The following is a 19,356-nucleotide window of genomic DNA, read 5'->3' on the forward strand; positions in this document are numbered from 1 at the left end:
TTGTGATGGCAATAATTGCATAATCAAGGGGCTATTAACTACATTTACTTAATTTAGTTGCAACAAAGCTATTGCTATTACTACAAGTACGACACCAACATATCCAATTAGTTTAAGCTTTTGATTGAAAAAATAATACGCTCCAGCTACGCTTCCTAATATGCCTATTGCACCCCACAATGTATAGGCTACTGGTAGATCCATACCATTATCTATTGCAATAGATAGCAATAAAAATGCAATGCCAACAAGTATTAATGCTAATATCCCCCATGTTTTCTGTCTAAATCCATCGGATTTTTGTAACGAAAGATTAGCTAGTATGTCAAATATGCCTGACATAACAATTAGTAAAAAATTCATTATAACCTCTATTTTCGAATATTAATATTATAATATTTATGAATACCATAGTTTTGTATAAAGAGTAAACTAGATTTAGATTTATCACAAAATATCATCACAAGTAGTATTTTTATATAAACATTTATGCAATTAGATATAGGCAAAATTCGTTATCTTAAATAGACTATAAATATAATAATATTATTTATTTTTAACTTTGCTATTATTAGAATCTAATATATATTCATATAGATTTGCATTATCTCTGCTTTGCCAACCTAGTTCCTGCCAAAATATATTGCCTATATTATTTGTTTTAAATGCAATTAGATTGATATGAGTTGCACCTTCTTTCTTCAATGCCTCAATACAAAACTCTACCATACTCATACCTATATGTTTATGCCTATATTCCTGTTTTACACATACGTGGTAAAAATAAGCACATCTACCATCATAGCCACACAAGATAGTTCCAACAACTTTATCATCTTCTATTGCGATGACATTTGTGTGTGGGTTTCTTAAAAGAAACTTGTTTATACCTTCTTTAGAATCATCTATCTCGCGAATATAGAATCCATTGATGCTCTTCCACAACGCCATGATATTATCATAGTCTTGTATTGTCATAATTCTTAGCAGCATATTGCTTATCCTCTTTGTAAATTACTTTGTGTCTTTAAAATTTGGAAAAAATATTTCTGTTGGACTTGTTTTAAAGGCATTATTTAAAATCCTGTTATTAAGGCTTTCTACCATTTCGTTTGGATAAATGGATTTTAAATAGCCTATTTTTTCTTCATTGCTTTTGTGATTACTGCATTCATAAGATTCTAAGAATCTATCAATATCAACATACTTATATCCTAGCTCATTTTCATCGTTTTGACCTTGATATAGGTCTGCGCTTGGTGGCTTATTTATGATAGATTCTGGAATATTTAATAATTGAGCTAATTGATAGATTTGAGTTTTATATAGATTTCCGATAGGATTTATCGCACATGCTAAGTCTCCAAATATAGTTCCATAGCCAAGCATTATTTCAGATTTATTGCTTGTTCCAATGACTAGTCTCTGTTCCATTTGTGAGACATAATACAAAGTTGCCATGCGCATCCTAGCGCAAAAATTACCCCTTGCAAGTGGACTATGATTTGGGTAATTTTCGCAAAATGCCCTATCAAATGCCTTAATCGGTAAAATTTCATAACTTATGTCTAGTTTGTTGCAAAGCTCTAGCGAGTCTTGAATGCTTGATTGTGAGGAGCTAAGAGAAGGCATTAGAATAACCTTACATTTAACATCTAACATACTTTCTTTATTGTCTTTTGACTGTGAAAATGCTTCTTTACATAGCGCAGCTACAACTGCGCTATCAATACCTCCACTAAGTCCCAAAATAACTTTTTTAAATCCTCTTTTTGCAACACAATCTCTTAAAAAATCAATTATTAATCCCTTATCTTTATTTGTAATGGAGTGCATATTTTCCTCATATTATAAATGGTAATTTAATTAATGTATATATACAGAATGGGCTAAATTTTTGATAAGTTTGTATAGCCGTGCATTTATGTATAGAAAAACTTTATCATATTTGAAAATATAATATTTTTTTAAGTGTTTTTTGACTAGAATCTAAAAGTTTTTGAGAATCATAAGCATAGATTTTCAATGGACTATAACTCTTTTTATTCTTTATTGAAGGAGATAATAATGGCTGATGTCAAAAGGCGAGATTTTCTTGGCATGACTCTTGGCGGAGTGGCTGGTATTGGTGCTATTGCCGCCCTTGTAGCTATGAAAAAAACTTGGGACCCTCTTCCTAGCGTGGTGTCTGCTGGTTTTACTACAGTTGATGTTAATGGTATGCAAGAAGGTGAGATAAGAGATACACAATGGCGCGGTAAGCCTGTATATATAATGAAAAAGAAGTCAGGGGATAGTATATCTCCTGATAGGGATTTTAAGTTGGGAGATTCTCACTATAGCATTGGAATCAAAATTTGTACCCACTTGGGTTGTATTCCAAATTGGAAGACAAATGAAGAGCTTTTTCATTGTCCATGCCATGGTGGACAATTTACAGGTGATGGCGTAAATGTAGCTGGCACTCCACCGCCTCGTCCTTTTGATATACCTCCATTTATAATTAAAGGCGATACAACTCTTGTGCTAGGCGAGAGCGGCATTGAATATGAGGCTATGGTAAAAGCCTCAAGCAAAGCTTAAGGAGTAGTTATGGCTCACATAAGGAAGGCTAAAAATTTGGCTGATTGGTTTGATCAAAGGCTTTCAACGAATCGACTTTTTGAAGTCATGATGACTAAGTATTGGATTCCAAAAAATATTAATTGGCTTTGGGCTATGGGCGTAGTTCTAACTGCATTATTTGGTTTATTGGTGATTAGCGGTATATTTTTACTTATGTATTACAAACCAGATGCAGATTTAGCCTATGATTCTGTGAATTATACAATTATGCAAGAAGTAGCATTTGGGTGGTTGTGGCGACATATACATGCTGTTGCTGCTAGTATGGTATTTGTGATTATATATATACATATGTTCGTTGCCATTTATTATGGTTCATATAAAAATGGGCGCGAGATGATTTGGATTAGCGGCATGATACTTTTTGTTGTATTCTCTGCAGAAGCATTTAGCGGATATATGTTACCTTGGGGGCAGATGAGTTATTGGGCTGCGGCTGTTATTACCAATCTTTTTGGAGGTATTCCTTTGATTGGTAGTGATGTTGTTGAATGGGTTCGTGGTAATTATGTGGTAGCAGATTCCACATTGACTAGATTTTTTATGTTGCATGTTTTCTTATTGCCTGTTGTAATCTTAAGTATGATAGCTGTGCACTTTTATGCTCTTAGAACCCCACATGTAAATAATCAAGATGGAGAAGAAATTGATTTTGAGGCAGAAGCTTCTAAGTATATGGCTGGCGATAGAAGAGGAGCTAAGGTTATTAGGTTTTGGCCTGATTTTCTATGTAAGGATATTTTTATAATCTCTTTATTTATGATTCTATTTTTTGCTTTGGTTTGTTATCATTTTGATTTTGCTATGGATCCTATCAATTTTGAGAGGGCTAATCCTCTTGCTACTCCTCCTCATATCTATCCGGAGTGGTATTTCCTTTGGAGTTATGAAGTATTACGTGGGATATTCTTTAGTGCGAATCTAGGTTTGGTATTTTTTGGTATTGCGCAAGTGGTATTTTTATTATTACCTTGGCTTGATAGGAGTAATGTTGTTAAACCAGCTCACAAAAGACCTGGATTCTTGTTATTTTTTATATTATTAATCATTGATCTGATTGTATTAACGGTATATGGCAAGTTGCCACCAGAGGGTAGTGCTAAATATGTAGGATTAGTAGCCTCTATAAGCTTTCTTATCTTATTGTTTGTTGTCTTGCCTTATGTAACTATGAAAGAAAATAAGCAGGGAGATAACCTATGAGAGAGATAAAGATATTTATTATAGTTGCTTTTATTATTGGAGTGATGTATTATGGTGTTGAACCATTGGCACACCATGCCATGCATCCTGATACTGCTCCTAGCGATTACCAATTTAAAGATTTGGATAAGTTTGGCAAGATTAATGTAGATTTGGGTGATGTGCAAGCAGGTAAAGAGTTATTTGCTGATAATTGTGTTTCTTGTCATACATTAAATTCGCAGTTAGAAACTGTATTTAATGAACGTAATCCAAAATCTATTCAGCCAGCAGGTAATGATGGTGGTGTTGTACCTCCAGATTTATCAAATGCTGGTTTGATATTTGATCCTAATTTTTTAGCACATTTTATCAAAGACCCTGTTCGAGCTTCGTTATTAGATTCCAAGTTTCAGGTATCTTGTGATGGATTAGATGATGGTTCTATGTCTGCATGTGAAGCGTCTAATGAGGGTAAGGAAACTTACCCTATGAATGCGTTTAATGGCATATTAAACGATGATGAAATATCTAGCATTGTGGCTTATTTAAGGTATATTGCGCCTAAGGAGCTTAGTGATAAAGAGGTATTTATAGAATCCTGTAATAGATGTCATTCTGCCGTATATGATAAGAATCAATATGATTCAAAATTTTATGCAGCTCATAATGCTAGTGTTGCTTCTCTTATTGCTAAGGTTGAAAAATATGGTGAAGAATCTTTCATGAACAATCTTGGCGAAGATGAAGCATCTTTCTTAAATTTGTTATTAGCTCATGCTAAATCAAAAGAGAAAAACTCCCTTACGGAAGCTCAAATTGATGAACAAAATGACAATATAAACAATAAAACTATTGAAGATTACGGTTTAGTTCCTTTGTTAAGAGATTCGCTTTATGAATCAACATTTAACAAACATGGCTTGCAAGCTATGACTAGTTCAGATATGATTAAGTCATATTTAGGCAATAATCCTCCAGATTTGTCAATGATGATTCGGGCTAAAGGTGCTCATGAATTATCTGAATTTATCAATAATCCTCAAAGAGTTCCACTTATTGAAATTCAACAGGCAATTATTAATAAGCTTGTAAAGGATAAGAGAGAAGAAGATAAGGCTGCATTATCTTCTGATTTGAGCGATGAGCAAAGAAATAATGAATATGAGAAAATTGATTTAAGAGGAGCGGAATACTATCATATATCTCTACCAGCCAATACAACTAAAAGTTCTTGGCAAAGTGATAATGACTATACTAATATGGCTAAAGAAATGGGAGTTATGCCATTTGGTAAATCTATGCCAAGAGTGGGACTGACACAAAAGGCAGAAGAACAGGTTGTCAATTATCTACAAACTATAGGAGATAGCAAGAAAGAAGAACGTGATTCACTTGGGCTATGGATTATAGCTTTCTTTGCATTGTTATCATTAATCGCATATATGTGGAAATCTAAAATATGGAGAGATTTACACTAGCATATAATTTATCTAGTCTATTAGCTTATACTTGCAATATTTCTAGCACTTATATGGTGCTATACTTAATACTATTTTTGTAATACTTTCTTCAAGTTTTGTGAGTTTATTGTTAGTTTTTAATAATATTTGTTTTGTTGTTCATTTGCTATGTTATTTTGATAGTTTAGTGTAAATTGTGTTTGTTGTGTTACAATACATATTATTAATTTATTATTATGTTATATTGGATTATAGACTATGAAACAAAATAGTAAAAAAGTTGCATTATTAATGAGTGGCGGTGTTGATAGTTCTTATTCTGCATATCTATTACAACAACAAGGTTATGAGGTTATGGGGATTTATTTAAAACTTCATGACAAGAAAAATAAACATCAAGTTTTTATAAAGAATTGTGAAAAAGTTTCTTCTTTTTTAAATATTGATTTCCAAATTATTGATATTAGAGATGAATTCAAAAAATCTGTTTATGACGAATTTATTTCATCATATAAAAGAGGGGAAACTCCAAACCCTTGTGCTTTATGCAATCCATTAATGAAGTTTGGCATAGCCCTTAATATTGCCTTGCAAAATGGTTGTGAATATATTGCAACAGGACATTATGCTCGTATTAGTGAGATAAATGGAATAAAGAGGATTCAAGAAGCAGTTGATAAGAGCAAAGATCAAAGCTATTTTCTTTATGCAATTTCTCAAGATGCAATTAACAGGCTCATTTTCCCACTTGGTGATATGCTTAAAGAAGATGTAAAGCCAAGGGCATTTGAAGCATTGCCAATATTGGGCAGCTTGGATACATATAAAGAGTCTCAAGAGATTTGTTTTGTAGAAACTGATTATATTGATATTTTAAAAAAACATATAAACGTAAATCAAAGTGGAATTGTACGTGATACTAATGGCAATGTTGTTGGTGAGCATAAAGGCTATATGCAATATACCATTGGCAAGAGACGAGGATTTAATGTGAAGGGTGCTCATGAGCCTCATTTTGTGCTAAAAATAGATCCTAGCAAAAATGAAATTGTTGTAGGAAGCAAGGAAGATCTGAAGACTTTTCATGTAACCGCCATTAATAAGTCTTTGCCTAGAAGCTTTGATGGAGGTAACTTTAAAGCTAAAGTGCGCTATCGTAGCACGCCCAGTAATGCTAAGATTGTTATTAGCGATGATAAGATCATAGCATCTTTGGAGGAACCAGTCTATGGTGTAGCAAAGGGTCAAGCACTAGTTATATATCAAGATGATATAGTTTTAGGCGGCGGTGTTATTATCGAATAGAGATTTTATTGCTCTATTAAATTACTTATCATCAAATATATAATTATATCAAATCTTTTTAAAAACTATTAGACTGGAAAATATCTTTTTAAATTTATGTAAATTGTATAGCAAATATTTATAGCCAATTCACATGGTAATATAAATTTAATTTATTAGAATCTCCATTTTTATATCGTATGATTCTAGTCTTGGAGGCATTATATCTAGGAGTGCCTGCTGTGTTGGCAATGAGCATGATTCAATATATAGTTTGATAATCAAAGTAGAATCCATAATATCGGTTTGTATATTAAAAATAGCTTCTTTTTGTTTAGCAAGAGTTACACCTATTGCTAATGTGAAACTAAGCACTTGTAAAACATAATCACTAGGTAATAAATTTATATATGATTGCGATATTTGTTTTGGTCTTTTCTTGTGTGAAGTTTCTAGTAATGTTGCTATTGTATATCTTTGTTGATGTGAGAATCCATAATTCAAGCAATTTAGGGCAATGTATGAACTATGTTTATGCGCTTGATAGAAGTTAAAATTTGCCCCGATATTATAAAGTTCACTAGCTACCTTTAGATAATATAGATATTCAAATTTTAGATCTAGTCTTTGCGATAGATGCTTTTGAAACAGTATAAAAAGTTTCTTTGCATGATTATAGATAGACCTAGAATCATTAACATTTATCAGAAATATGTCTTGAAGAGATCTTACGCTTGGATTAAATCCGACTGGAAGTATACCATTTTGATTCCTTAACATATCATTTAAGAATACCCCCTCTCTCACACCAACACCGCTAATAATTAGCTTATGTGCTTGTAATTCCTCTAATATGACTTGCAAAATGAGTAGTCCCGGTCGAATAGAATCTATCCTACTATTTTCTATTCCCATATCTAATAATTCTTGTGTATTGGCATGAACGATTTTGTTTATATCTTGGATAATATCTTTTGCGTTTAGCTCATAGCCGTGTAAAAAATTTAGAGGATATGATAGTTTGCTCATTTTATACTTTGCATATGCTCTTATGCTCCCACCGATTCCAAAAACATTTAGTTCATCGTTTAGCCCAGACTTATGACAAAAATCAATGATTGATTTACTACCTGTTCTTACATATTCTTTTGTATATCTATATGCTTCTTCGATTTTATTATGATCAAAAAATAACTCTTTTAGTCGAATGCTGCCTAGGTTCAAAGATACCATGTCTTTTATATTTCTGTTATTAATGCAAGCCAACTCTGTGCTTCCACCGCCTATGTCTATTGTGATTCCGCTTGCTTTGTGTATTAAATTTGCACATGCTATAGCACCGAAAAATGCTTCTTTTGTACCATTGATAATTTTTATATCAATGCTACATTCCTTTTTTACTTCTCTTATAAATTCCATATTATTTGGAGCATCTCTTATAGCAGAAGTTGCTATGCAAATTAGTTTTCGGCTTTTAAATGATTGACTTACTTGTTTAAAATTTTTTAGTGCAATTAGTGCCCTTTTCATTGCTTGGGGTTGTAAATAAGAATCATGCTCATAGCTTCCTTCTGAAATTCTTACCTTTGATTTTAATTCATGTATTAAATGGAATCCGTATCGACTTGTTTTTTGAAATATAGCCATTCTAGCAGAGTTTGAACCTATGTCAATAACTGTTGTTACTTTAGCCATATATATCCTTAAATGATTGTGTAATTAGATATTGCTATGAGCCTTTTTCTCCAAATCTGAATACATGATTGCATCCATAGGGCATACTTCTATACATTGCGGATTTGAGGTGTAACCGTTGCACATAATGCAATGTTCTTGTTTTATTGTGTAGATTGGATCGGCAACTTTAATTGCTCTAGTTGGACATACTTCATTACACGCATCGCAGGCAATACAATTATGGTTTATGAAGAGCATATATTTCCTTAAGAATTATTGTATGAAAATTGTAGCTAAAAATATTAAGGATTATTTGTCTTATTGTGCTAAGGCTTTAAAAAATTTGATATTCTTTTAATAACTTGAATGTTTGAGATTATAATTACAATAAAAAACATAAAGGTTTCTATGATGTCATCTAAAGATATACTTTCATTGGTAGCAGAAGACAATATTGATGGTTTAAGCATTATGGAGCTTAGTAAACTCTATGACTATGATATTTTTACATTGGGTGAGGTTGCAGATTCTATTCGTAGGGATAGATATGGTAGTAAGGTTTTTTTTAATATCAATAGGCATATAAATCCTACAAATATCTGTGCTGATGTTTGTAAATTTTGTGCATTCTCTGCGAGTAGAAAGAATCCAAATCCATACAGTATGAGTATTGATGAAGTTCTAAACCAATGTATAGACGCGTATAATCGTGGGGCAAAAGAGGTGCATATTGTATCTGCACATAGTCCAGATTATAATTATGATCATTATTTATCAATGTTTGCCACTATTAAAAAGGCATTGCCAAATTTGCATATAAAGGCTATGGGTGGAGCCGAGGTTGATTATCTTACAAGGAAATTTAATCTTCCATTAGAAAAAGTATTAGAAGATTTGTTGGAATCTGGAGTTGATTCTTTGCCTGGTGGTGGAGCTGAAATTTTCGATGAAGAAATTCGCAAAAAGATTTGCCATGGTAAGGCGAATTCGAATCGTTGGTTTGAGGTGCATAAATATTGGCATAGTATGGGAAAGATGAGCAATGCTACTATGCTCTTTGGTCATATAGAATCTCGTCATCATAGAATAGATCATATGTTGCGACTAAGGGCAGCACAGACTTCACTAGATAGAGCTAATAATAAGGAAGGAGGCTTTAATGCCTTTATCCCATTGCTTTATCAAAGATTTAATAATTTTCTTAAGGTTAAAGACAGCCTTAGCGGGCAAGAGATTTTGAAGACTATTTCTATTGCTAGGATATTGCTTCAAAATATTCCACATATTAAAGCTTATTGGGCTTCTATATCATTTAATCTTGCAATGGTGGCGCAAGAATTTGGGGCAAATGATATGGATGGCACAATAGAAAATGAAAGTATACAATCAGCCGCTGGAGCAAAGAGTAAAAATGGCGTTTCTATGCAAGAGATGATATATCAAATTCAAAATGCAGGATTTGTTCCAGTAGAACGCGATAGTCTATATAATGAATTGCATAGCTATCAAAAGGCATCTTAGAATCTTTAGGTTTTTTTAAATGTTAAAATAAAGGTTTTTTGGTTATTTTATGTATTGGATTTCATGTCTGAATAAAGTTCAATTTAATTGCAATTTGACTAGCAAGGTTTTGTTGTATATAGTTAGATGATAAGGAGCTATTACGCTGATTGATGCATTACTGAAGTGATATAAAACAATAAACTATGATTATACTAAAAATATTAAAACTTCTTTTTCTTGCTTGGCATGAATTGCCTATATATTGATATAATATTTAGCATTGGCTAGTGTTTACGTTTTTGATATATGTTGTAGCATTCTGTGAATGAAATTGAAGGTTGCCTTTAATATATCAGAAACCTACAAAGTGATTCTATTTATCAAAACCTCAAGCAAGAAAATTCTCACCTCTTGGGGCAGGAGATGAATTGCTTACCTCCATTTAGGCGGTTTGTATTCTTAGGCAAAAATTGACTATAATATTTATTATATTCAATTTCCAGTTCCAACCTCCCTTTTGGAGCACAGAGACTTCTTTCCAGTCGTTTTGGGTTAGGAATTAGCCTAGTTAAGATTCTAAACAAAAAAGTCTATCAGTTGGCTAACAATATTTAGCTTTAGTTTGTTGCTATCACGACTTTTTAAGTAGGGTTGATTTATGAATAGTGATTGCTGTTTGCTTAAAAATCCAAAATAAATAATGTATAAATTAATTTGCTTGAGTAATGATAAATATATATCCGTATAATTTACAAGCTAAGATATAAAATCTACTTATTACCATATATCAATAATTATTATTTTGATAAGTCTTGAGTATAATTCATAAAGTTAGTTTAAAGAATGTTAAAACAATCTTTAATGATTTGTATAGGCAATCTAGCAAAAAGAATAATCCATTGTGCAGATAGCGACTAAGCCCATCTAATAAGCTTATTTGGGATTATAAAAAGAATAAGAAATTGTAACAAGGCAAAATAAATTGCTCTTATTAAGAAATGTCTATTTACGATTTTGTATATTTTAAAACTAATAACAACTATATTTATCTATTTTGTAATGTATCAAATGAACATTATGATTTTGAATTTTCTACTATATCTATGATTGTATTTGCCACTTTTCTAGCAGTTTTGTCAAGGAATTCTATCGGAGAAGTAAAGCCTACGCAAGAACAGTTAATCTCACCTAGAACATACTTGTCTTTGCCATTTGCGTCTGTATCAAGGATAAAGTCTGCTGTCCAAATCAAAGGCAAGTCATAATTGCCAAGTTTTGTTTTAATCTCTGGCAAATTGCTTAGGAAGTAGCCTACAAGTTCACTCCATTGCTCTGGTTTATCATAGCGGTATTTTGCACCACTAAAGAGTGTAGCAGAGAATGCATCCGCACCTTCAGCTGGTTTTTTATGCACAACATAAATAGGGTCTTTATAAAGCATAAGGATTCTAATCTCACCCTCTTTGATACGAGGCAGGAAAGTCATATCTACGAGCATTCCATTATCACCTTTGAGGTATTTTTCACAAAAATCCATAAATTCGCCAAGTTTGCGCTCTTCTACGTGATTATCTACCGCTTCAGTGCAGCGAATCTCTGCATCAAGTGGTAATTCACTCACGCCTTTATATTTATTTGGGTTTTTGATTTGCACACGCCAAATACCCTCACCTGTTGAACCGCGATTTTGTTTCAAAACTCTCTCGCCCTTTGCTAAAGTCTTAGGAAAGTTTTTCTTAAAATCGTGTTCACCACCTGCTTCCCATTTTACGCCAATTCTTTGTGCTTCTGCTGGGTCATAATATGCTAAAGTGTCTGTTGGCACAAGTTCTGTATTGCGGAGTTTTGTCAAGGCATCTTTTGCGCCATAGCCAATCATTGCATCAGGGTGTGGCATACCAATTACCCCATCAGCACAAAGTTTTCGTAATACATCAAAGTAGAGTTTTTCTTCTTTTAGATTTCCAGGATTCACACGAGAAACATACGCGTCAGCACCTTTTTTGACATATTCGTAAATCTCATTTTTCTTTGTCTCATCTTTTAGAATCTCATCAGTAAAGAATACGACTTCAGCACTCCAACCAAGTTTTTTGAGATAGTCCATCATGGGCACAGTGTCTTTTCTATGCCCATCTTTGCCCTTATCGCTACCGCCTACTGCTTCAAAAAACACAATATGTTTTTTCATAATGCCTCCTAAATAAAGTATATTAGCAACTATAACACATTTTATAGCATTATTGCATGTTAGTGTGCCTGATTTTATGAATTTTTGATCAATATTTGCTTGTTTTATATAATTTTCTATCATTTCAAATGAAAAATTAATTATTTGTGGTGTCTAATGTCAATTCTTAACAAATTATGTAACTCAAATCTTATAGATAATCATATAATGTGGAAGTACTTAAGTATTTTGATTCTAGCAGTTGCAATAACTGCTAGGATATTTCAATTTATTTTTCATAAAGATTTGTGGCTTGATGAGGCTATGCTTAGTGCTGCGCTATATGAGATAGATTTTAGCGATATATTCTTCTCTCCACTGCCTTATACTCAAGCTGCTCCGTTTGGATTTTTAGCTGTTATCAAGCTTGCTTGCTTATTATTTGGATATTCTGAATATAGTCTTTATTTTTTTCCGCTTATTTGCGGTATTGCCTCACTTATTTTATCCCTAAAGATTGCTAATAAAATCTATGGGGGGGGGGGGGGTGATTGCCTCTCTTGTGCCTTTGTGGCAATTTGTGCTGGTTCACTTGGGTTAATTCATTATTCAACTGAGTTTAAACAATATGGAATAGAAGCTTTTGTGGCATTTTTGCTTACATATATATACGTATCAGGTAAGAATTTTAAGATTTTTTCTTTATTTAGTGTTATATTAATCTTTTTTTCCAATACTATAATTTTTATAATTTTTGGTTTTTTTTGTGCTTATTTATATCGTAACATATATAATCTAAAAAGCTTTATTTCGAAAAATTTCCTGTATATTTTAGTTATACCATTTGTATTTATAATTTACTATCTAGGATACATAAGGTATCAGGCTGTGAGTGGATTCTATGAATATTGGGATAATTTTTTCTTGCCACATGATATTTTATCTTATCCCAAGTTTATTTCAGAAGTTCTACTAGATATATTTGTTGGCTATACTCCATTTGGGAAGACAAGAGTATTACCTATATATATTCATTTCTACATTGGGTTTATATTGGCTATATTGCAATTACAAAGATATATTTGTAGCTTGTATTGTGATCCTAGCTATTGCTATACTTCTTAGTATATGTAGAATATATCCTTTTGGTCATGGCGGTATTATTGGTGGTAGGCTTTCTTTATATCTAAGTGTGATTTTTTTATTTGCTATGCGCGTGCGGACTTGCTTTTATTATTCAATTTTGCAAGGGCATTTATTGGCGGAATTTTTGGGCAATTTTTATCATGTTATTAATGATTGTAGATATATGTAGATATTGGCAGAATCTATACAAACGTGAATATTATATACAGCAAACTCACGAGTTAATACTTCGTATAAGTAAGGATTTTAATTCTAATGATTGTCTTTTTGTCTATAATGGCGCAAATCCAGCCTTTAAGTATTATAGTTTCCTTGAAGGGTTATCTTTACCAAACAGGGTATTTAGAGAGATTTCAGATTTGCATATAGATTCTAAAGAGCATGTAAAATGTAGAAAAATCTTTGTGCTATTAAGCCATTCTTCTAATGAATTAGAAAAAGATATTAGCTCTAGCTTTATAGATGCTGGATATGATACATTGGTAATTAAGCCAAAATATCACGGATATGGGACATTTCTTATAATTGCAAATAACTATTGAAGTAAACTAGAATTAAAAATTTCTATCTAATTTTTTGTTATGGAAAATTCAATAGATAGCGAATCTTAAACATGTTTAATTAAATGATATTAGAAAGTTTAGTATAGCATAGATGCCAATATTATAATAATTCCAGTTATAAGTAACGCCTACATCTCCTTGCATTTTTATGTATTTTGCACTTATTACTTGCGCACTACCTCTAACATCTATTGATGTAGCTACTCCCTGCATAGATAATGATTGTAAATCCGCTAGCACAATAGTTTCATTGCTGCTACCTCTTTTTATATCTCTTCTTATTGCTATGTCAATATAGGCATTTCCACGTTTAAATGTAGCAAATGTACGTAATCCCAAATCAATATATATTCCAATGATACTTCCTGCTTTTTCTGTGCTTGCTATATAAAATGATGACTTTAAAAATGGGCGAAATACAACCCATTTGTATGGAAAATCGACTCCTAGATATTGCTGACTTAAATAATTAGATGTAGGATGTAATGAGCTATATCCACTATTTAGCCCAATGATAAAGTATGATGTTTGCTTAGATTTTATTGGTAGGCTTATTTCTGTTCCTATTATTCCTGATACTATAGATGATTTTATATTATTTTGTAGCCCGCTAACAGAAGATGATGTATATCCAAAATTACTTTTAGCATAAGCCCTTAGTTGCAATATATCAAAGCTATGCAGATATTCATATCCCAAGTTTATACCATTGATATTTAATAACTCAAAGTTTGAAAAGCTAAACATAGCAAGATATCCAATATTTATATTTCCCAAGTCTAAACCATTAGTGCTTTTATTATTGTTTTCAAAAGTAGGATTATTTGCGCTTATTTTGATTTCATTATCTCTACTCCAATCTGGTTCATTGTTATCTATTTGGCTTGATTGGCTATTATAATCTTTGAAAGTATTAGATAGGGATTTTTGTGAGAATGACATCATAATTGTAATTGCGAATAATATAATCCAAACTAGTTGTTTCATGCTTTGCTCCATTCTGTGTTATTTATACCACCAATAATAATACGCGCTAAATGGTGAGCCATACAGAGGAAAATTTGGCATAGCTATGTTGCTTTTTATGGCTATACGGAAGCTTTGGCTATAATAGTGTGGCACTACATAGAATCCCCATAGCAAAATTCTATCTATTGCGCGAATATTTGCTACTCTCTCATTATGGTTTTGTGTTTTATTTAGCATATCAATGAGTTTATCAATAGCTTTATTTTTAACTCCAGAAAAGTTTCTTGATCCATATATATCAGCACTCTTAGATGAGAAAAAATACTCTTGCTCATTGCCTGGGAATAGGCTTTGTGGAATTACACCTACGATTATGTCATAGTCAAATTTCTTTATTCTATTTTCATATTGTGCTGAATCTACAACTGAAATATCAAGTTGGATTCCTAAAATTGCTAGATTTTTTTTAAATGGTAATACAATTCTCTCAAATAATGGCGTATTGAGCAAAATCGTAAGTCTTACAGTTTCTCCATTTGAATCTACTAATACATTATCTACCACCTTATAGCCCGCGTTATCTAAGAGCCTCTTAGCGTATTTTAGATTCTCTCTTTTGGATTGGTGTAGTGTTGATGGAATAGGATAACTCTTAGTTAGTATACGAGAATCTATATCATCTAAATAATCTTTAGCAATAAGTAATTTAGAACTATTGGAGTTACTCATATATTTATGTTGAGAATTATTTATTTGACTATCCAATCTATCATCATTTTTATTTTTTGTATTTGAACTATTAGTGATGTTAGATTGGGTAGCAATGTTAGATTTGGAATCTGGAACTTCCTCCAGTATTCCAAGTTTTTTTAAAATTATCACCTCTGCTTTATTTTGGGAATCTAGCAAAAAGCCACTCGAAGCATATTCGGAATTTTCATAATAGCTTTTTGTGCGTTTATATTGCGAATAGAACAAGTAGCGATTAGTCCAATCAAAGTCAAAGCATTGCATGATTGCCTCCCGCAAGGCTTTATCTTTTAAGATTGTTTTTCTTGTATTGAGATAGAATCCCTGCATTCCCGCTGGCAATCCATGCAAAAGCTCAACTTTTTTAAATTTTCTTTCCTTGTAGCTCTTTACATCGTAGTCATTTGCCCATGACTTTGCTTTTCTCTCAAAGCGATAATCATAGCTTCCAGCCAAAAATGCGCGTAATGCTACATTTTCATCCTTATAGTATTCAACTACAATTTTATCAAAATTATATACTCCCTTATTTGCCATAAGGTCTTTTGCCCAATAGTTTTTATTGCGTTTATATGTTATGAATTTATTTACTTCAAATTTATCTATGCTATATGGACCACTTCCAATTGGGATTCTAAGTGGTTGTTTGCCAAAGAAGTTTTCTCCTTGTGCGTCTACATATAAATGCTTAGGTATAACATATAGTTGGGATATTATGAATGGTAATTCCTTATTTGTGTTAGTCTTGAATCTAAATTCAATTATGTGTTTATTTATAGTTCTTGCTTCTTTTATGTCGGCATAATAGATAGCATATGTTGGATCTCCTTTTTGTATTAGCATATCAAAGCTAAATTTCACATCTTCTGCGGTTATTGGTATTCCATCGTTAAACTTTGCTTTTTCGTTAATGTGAAATCTAACGCTATTTTTATCATTAGCTAGGCATATTTGTTTGGCTATCAATGGGTATATTGCAAAGGGTTCATCAAGACTTTGAGTCATTAAGCTATCATAAATTAGATTTAATGAATCTGCTTTATTTCCTTTTAGCACAAACAAATCTAAGCTATCAAATCCGCCAATTGCCATAGTCTTAAAAGTGCCTTCTTTTTTGGCATCTGGATTTGCGTATGGTAGATGTTTTGCTGTTATATGTTTAGGTTTGTTGTCCATAGATAATGCGCTATAGCATGTATAGATTTGATCTTTTTGCATGTTCTGATTTATGTTTTTGTGTTGATTTGCAATATTTTCTATGTTTTTGGAATCTAATGTATTTGCTTTTCCTACACTATTCACTATACTAAATATAAGCATAGTAATTATAATAGTAGGTGATATGATATTAAATTTTAGATTCTTTAGATTTTGCATTTTATTTAACTTACTTTTAATCATATTTTTCCAATTAGAATAAAACATACATATTTACATGCCACACAGGGGACATTCTAATACTATGACTTTGTATTAGGAGTTGCTCAAAAAAGACTGGATTATGTGGTGGAGCCGGTGGAGCTGGATTGGCTGGTGGACTAGTTGCTTGTTGTAGATACCATCTTGAAGATTCTCTAGCAGTAGAATCTAACTTTGCTCCAATGTCAATTCGTAAATTATTGCTAATGTAGAAATTAAATCCCGCGTGGAAAAACCAACCGCCTCCCGCGGCATATAATGTATCATTTCTAGTATTTGATATGATTTGACTGCGGTTCGTATCGTCAAATACTGGGACTTGATTACTGTATGTTCTATCGTCGTAAGTTCCTATGCTATATGATGTGAATTGATATCCACCACCAAGATATAATCCAACTCTTAGAGATATAATTTTATATCCTGATGTCTTTTCAATTACTACATGGATTGGTATATTTATACCTATGTCAGCTCCCGCACTATAGCTTAGCATTAACGCATTTGAGCTAATGCTATTGGCAAATCCAGGATTTGTGTTAAGAGGCACAGTTACACCTGGCTGTGATGTAGGAAATTGATCACGAAAGCAAATTGTTGTTAGGGTTGGCAACTCATTTTGATTACATGGTCTTAAATTTCCGTTTCTAACACCCTTTAGATTCCCAAAATTCACACTATTTGAGTAGCTAGCACTTATAAAGCCGCGCACAGTAAAAATATCCCAATCATCAATAGTAGTTTCTATACCTGCGTATATGCTTCTAATATCTTTTGCATTACCCTCATAGTTTCCTAGTTGCTCTTGGTTATAATAAAACCCACCGCTTTCATTTACACTAGAAGTATTCTTTGTCATTTGGTTTTTTGAATCTGTGTAAACCTTTGGTTCTGTAATAGAGCTTCCAAGTCCTAAGAAAAATTGCGTTCTTGATGCTTGAGATATGGAGTTAGATATGAAAAGCAAAAGGAATACTTTGGGCATTATTTTTATAGTTTGCTTTATTGGCTGTGAACATATATATAGTTTAACATATAGTATATAGCTTTGCTGCAAGTCTGTGTTTATTAATGGTATATCGCTACATGAAGCATTATATGTTTCTATAACGTTAGAGTTTTGGGAATTATTGATATGTTTTATGGTAGTATCATTTTGAGTTACATTTTGCTGCGTATTGTAAGATTTATATCGCTTGGTATTGCTCAATTTGTATTTGCATTGCAAGATTTTTAAAGAGTGTTTTTTGCTTTGTTTTATTATACGACTTAAGGTTATACGAGAATTGCCTTGTTTTGCATTCAACACAGTGCATAAAGCACTCCAGCATCTTGTATAATCATATTTCATAATTACCCCTTTTATATGAATATCTGTATTATGCGAAAAAAGATTGTATTGATTCTCTAATCCTATAGTAATTTTTCTCCCCATTCACAAAGTCTTTATATTTGCTTGAGTTTTTATATCCTTTCGCATATGAATGTAAATTCTTGCGAAACATAATGACCCCTCTATCTCCATAGAACTCAAACATCGAATCAAAATGACTAAGCACTAAATCTCTTTTAAGTATAATAGGTAATTCTTTAGTATTGCATCTAATCTGCCAAAATATCCAAGGTGATTTGAGTGCTGCTCTGCCTATCATTGCTCCGTCTGCGTTGGTAATTTGCATAACTTTTTGATATGTTTCTAGACTATCAATCTCTCCATTAGCAATAAGTGGTATATGCAAGATTTCCTTCATACTAGCTAAAGAATCATAATCAATTCTTTCTTTTTTATAGCAATCTGTCTTAGTTCTAGCATGCACAACGCAATAATCTACACCACTTTCATTGATTGCATGCGCTAGCTCGATTGGAATCTTTTTATCAAAACCTAATCTAACTTTCACAGAATGAATTTTTTTCGTGCTGTGTTTTTGTATATATTGAAGCAGTGATACAAATTTTGGTAAATCTTTAAGTAATGCGCTACCGTTACCATGATTTGCTACTTTTGGTGCTGGGCAACCGCAGTTAAAATCAATAATATCTACCCATTCAAGCATGTTAATCTTCTCTATTGCTTGTTTAAGTATGGATTCTTGGCTACCTGATATCTGCAATGCAAATGGGATTTCGTTTTGATTTTTTAATGTCATTTTCATTGTTTTCGTATTATCATATACAAGTGCATGCGAGCTTATCATTTCGCTAACTGTTATATCTACGCCAAAATCTTTTACAACTTTACGAAATGGCACATCGCTATATCCTGCTAGAGGTGCTAGCATTAATAGCGGAACAGGTAGATAAGATTGTTGTTTTGAGATTATACCTTGGTTTTGTATTGATATCTTTGGTGTTACATTTTTTTTGTCATTATTTTGCTCTGTTATATGTGGTTTGCTAGCCAAGTGGTTTTGTGTTTTTGTATTCTTAAAGGATTCTAAATATTGTTTTAAAGCCGTAACGCTATGATAGTGGTTTTTGTAGCACAACGATTTTTTCACTTTATCCTCTTTTGATATATTTAACATTCAAGTGTTGTATTTAGGTATAGTATATAGATTTATTTATGATTTATTAAGAATTTTTAATTTTTAATTAGCCGTAT

16 protein-coding genes and 2 pseudogenes are annotated in these 19,356 nt (G+C 32.2%); 8 read left to right on the forward strand and 10 right to left on the reverse strand.

Annotation, left to right across the window (positions count from 1 at the left end):
• Positions 1-48 precede the first annotated feature (48 nt).
• From LS73_RS02370 to LS73_RS02380, 3 genes are all read right to left on the reverse strand, one after another.
• Positions 49-363 carry an SMR family transporter gene (locus tag LS73_RS02370; protein ID WP_034558309.1) on the reverse strand — a complete coding sequence of 105 codons (315 nt, stop codon included), beginning with the start codon at positions 361-363 and terminating at the stop codon, positions 49-51.
• Positions 364-546: 183 nt separating this feature from the next.
• A complete protein-coding gene (locus LS73_RS02375) occupies positions 547-993 on the reverse strand; it encodes a GNAT family N-acetyltransferase (RefSeq protein WP_199768432.1) in 447 nt (148 codons plus the stop codon).
• A 21-nt stretch (positions 994-1,014) separates the two neighbouring features.
• Positions 1,015-1,836, reverse strand: coding sequence for an NAD+ synthase (locus tag LS73_RS02380; RefSeq protein WP_034558308.1), 822 nt, complete (start codon positions 1,834-1,836; stop codon positions 1,015-1,017).
• Between the two features lie 231 nt (positions 1,837-2,067).
• On the opposite strand from LS73_RS02380, the gene petA reads away from it, so the two are divergent.
• The 5 genes and pseudogenes from petA to mnmA all read left to right on the forward strand — a co-directional run bounded on the left by petA (position 2,068) and on the right by mnmA (position 6,575).
• Complete coding sequence (petA, locus tag LS73_RS02385; protein WP_034558306.1) at positions 2,068-2,583, forward strand: ubiquinol-cytochrome c reductase iron-sulfur subunit; 516 nt, start codon at positions 2,068-2,070, stop codon at positions 2,581-2,583.
• 9 nt (positions 2,584-2,592) lie between these two features.
• Positions 2,593-3,828 carry a cytochrome b gene (locus tag LS73_RS02390; RefSeq protein ID WP_104692136.1) on the forward strand — a complete coding sequence of 412 codons (1,236 nt, stop codon included), beginning with the start codon at positions 2,593-2,595 and terminating at the stop codon, positions 3,826-3,828.
• Between the two features lie 80 nt (positions 3,829-3,908).
• Positions 3,909-4,352, forward strand: a pseudogene (locus LS73_RS10590) (c-type cytochrome); the annotation flags it as partial.
• A gap of 411 nt (positions 4,353-4,763) precedes the next feature.
• Positions 4,764-4,859, forward strand: a pseudogene (locus LS73_RS10595) (cytochrome c1); the annotation flags it as partial.
• A 669-nt stretch (positions 4,860-5,528) separates the two neighbouring features.
• Positions 5,529-6,575, forward strand: a complete 1,047-nt coding sequence (gene mnmA, locus LS73_RS02400; RefSeq protein ID WP_104692138.1) for a tRNA 2-thiouridine(34) synthase MnmA — start codon at positions 5,529-5,531, stop codon at positions 6,573-6,575.
• A gap of 147 nt (positions 6,576-6,722) precedes the next feature.
• Here the strand turns inward: mnmA and LS73_RS02405 are convergent, their stop codons facing one another.
• On the reverse strand, positions 6,723-8,249 hold the full coding sequence (locus LS73_RS02405; protein WP_034557850.1) for a Ppx/GppA phosphatase family protein: 1,527 nt from the start codon (positions 8,247-8,249) through the stop codon (positions 6,723-6,725).
• Between the two features lie 24 nt (positions 8,250-8,273).
• On the reverse strand, positions 8,274-8,489 hold the full coding sequence (locus LS73_RS02410; protein WP_034557851.1) for a 4Fe-4S binding protein: 216 nt from the start codon (positions 8,487-8,489) through the stop codon (positions 8,274-8,276).
• Positions 8,490-8,639: 150 nt separating this feature from the next.
• On the opposite strand from LS73_RS02410, the gene mqnE reads away from it, so the two are divergent.
• Positions 8,640-9,752 carry an aminofutalosine synthase MqnE gene (gene mqnE, locus LS73_RS02415; RefSeq protein ID WP_081955580.1) on the forward strand — a complete coding sequence of 371 codons (1,113 nt, stop codon included), beginning with the start codon at positions 8,640-8,642 and terminating at the stop codon, positions 9,750-9,752.
• Positions 9,753-10,809: 1,057 nt separating this feature from the next.
• Here mqnE and LS73_RS02420 read toward each other — a convergent pair.
• Entirely contained in the window at positions 10,810-11,925 is a 1,116-nt protein-coding gene (locus LS73_RS02420) for a Cj0069 family protein (protein WP_034558160.1), read from the reverse strand.
• 156 nt (positions 11,926-12,081) lie between these two features.
• Between LS73_RS02420 and LS73_RS02425 the strand changes: the two genes are divergently transcribed.
• Positions 12,082-13,029, forward strand: coding sequence for a hypothetical protein (locus LS73_RS02425; protein ID WP_104692139.1), 948 nt, complete (start codon positions 12,082-12,084; stop codon positions 13,027-13,029).
• Positions 13,030-13,190: 161 nt separating this feature from the next.
• Entirely contained in the window at positions 13,191-13,592 is a 402-nt protein-coding gene (locus LS73_RS02430) for a hypothetical protein (RefSeq protein WP_034558432.1), read from the forward strand.
• A gap of 75 nt (positions 13,593-13,667) precedes the next feature.
• On the opposite strand, the gene LS73_RS02435 is transcribed toward LS73_RS02430, so the two are convergent.
• From LS73_RS02435 to LS73_RS02450, 4 genes are read right to left on the reverse strand one after another with little or no spacing between them, the layout of a single operon-like run.
• Positions 13,668-14,600: a hypothetical protein gene (locus LS73_RS02435; RefSeq protein WP_034558430.1), complete on the reverse strand. Its 933-nt coding sequence runs from the start codon at positions 14,598-14,600 to the stop codon at positions 13,668-13,670.
• 18 nt (positions 14,601-14,618) lie between these two features.
• Positions 14,619-16,733 carry an extracellular solute-binding protein gene (locus LS73_RS02440; protein ID WP_233708805.1) on the reverse strand — a complete coding sequence of 705 codons (2,115 nt, stop codon included), beginning with the start codon at positions 16,731-16,733 and terminating at the stop codon, positions 14,619-14,621.
• Between the two features lie 10 nt (positions 16,734-16,743).
• On the reverse strand, positions 16,744-18,102 hold the full coding sequence (locus tag LS73_RS02445) for a hypothetical protein (protein ID WP_138069973.1): 1,359 nt from the start codon (positions 18,100-18,102) through the stop codon (positions 16,744-16,746).
• Positions 18,103-18,130: 28 nt separating this feature from the next.
• Positions 18,131-19,033: a tRNA dihydrouridine synthase gene (locus tag LS73_RS02450; protein ID WP_081955630.1), complete on the reverse strand. Its 903-nt coding sequence runs from the start codon at positions 19,031-19,033 to the stop codon at positions 18,131-18,133.
• Positions 19,034-19,356 lie beyond the last annotated feature (323 nt).

The sequence above is a fragment of the Helicobacter muridarum genome (genome assembly GCF_000765805.2).
GTDB lineage: Bacteria > Campylobacterota > Campylobacteria > Campylobacterales > Helicobacteraceae > Helicobacter_A > Helicobacter_A muridarum.

Coding starts and splice junctions, on each gene's coding strand:
- LS73_RS02370 (WP_034558309.1), bottom strand. CDS start 363: ATGAATTTTTTACTAATTGTTATGTCAGGCATATTTGACATACTAGCT.
- LS73_RS02375 (WP_199768432.1), bottom strand. CDS start 993: ATGCTGCTAAGAATTATGACAATACAAGACTATGATAATATCATGGCG.
- LS73_RS02380 (WP_034558308.1), bottom strand. CDS start 1,836: ATGCACTCCATTACAAATAAAGATAAGGGATTAATAATTGATTTTTTA.
- petA (WP_034558306.1), top strand. CDS start 2,068: ATGGCTGATGTCAAAAGGCGAGATTTTCTTGGCATGACTCTTGGCGGA.
- LS73_RS02390 (WP_104692136.1), top strand. CDS start 2,593: ATGGCTCACATAAGGAAGGCTAAAAATTTGGCTGATTGGTTTGATCAA.
- mnmA (WP_104692138.1), top strand. CDS start 5,529: ATGAAACAAAATAGTAAAAAAGTTGCATTATTAATGAGTGGCGGTGTT.
- LS73_RS02405 (WP_034557850.1), bottom strand. CDS start 8,249: ATGGCTAAAGTAACAACAGTTATTGACATAGGTTCAAACTCTGCTAGA.
- LS73_RS02410 (WP_034557851.1), bottom strand. CDS start 8,489: ATGCTCTTCATAAACCATAATTGTATTGCCTGCGATGCGTGTAATGAA.
- mqnE (WP_081955580.1), top strand. CDS start 8,640: ATGATGTCATCTAAAGATATACTTTCATTGGTAGCAGAAGACAATATT.
- LS73_RS02420 (WP_034558160.1), bottom strand. CDS start 11,925: ATGAAAAAACATATTGTGTTTTTTGAAGCAGTAGGCGGTAGCGATAAG.
- LS73_RS02425 (WP_104692139.1), top strand. CDS start 12,082: ATGTCAATTCTTAACAAATTATGTAACTCAAATCTTATAGATAATCAT.
- LS73_RS02430 (WP_034558432.1), top strand. CDS start 13,191: ATGTTATTAATGATTGTAGATATATGTAGATATTGGCAGAATCTATAC.
- LS73_RS02435 (WP_034558430.1), bottom strand. CDS start 14,600: ATGAAACAACTAGTTTGGATTATATTATTCGCAATTACAATTATGATG.
- LS73_RS02440 (WP_233708805.1), bottom strand. CDS start 16,733: ATGATTAAAAGTAAGTTAAATAAAATGCAAAATCTAAAGAATCTAAAA.
- LS73_RS02445 (WP_138069973.1), bottom strand. CDS start 18,102: ATGAAATATGATTATACAAGATGCTGGAGTGCTTTATGCACTGTGTTG.
- LS73_RS02450 (WP_081955630.1), bottom strand. CDS start 19,033: ATGCTAGCACCTCTAGCAGGATATAGCGATGTGCCATTTCGTAAAGTT.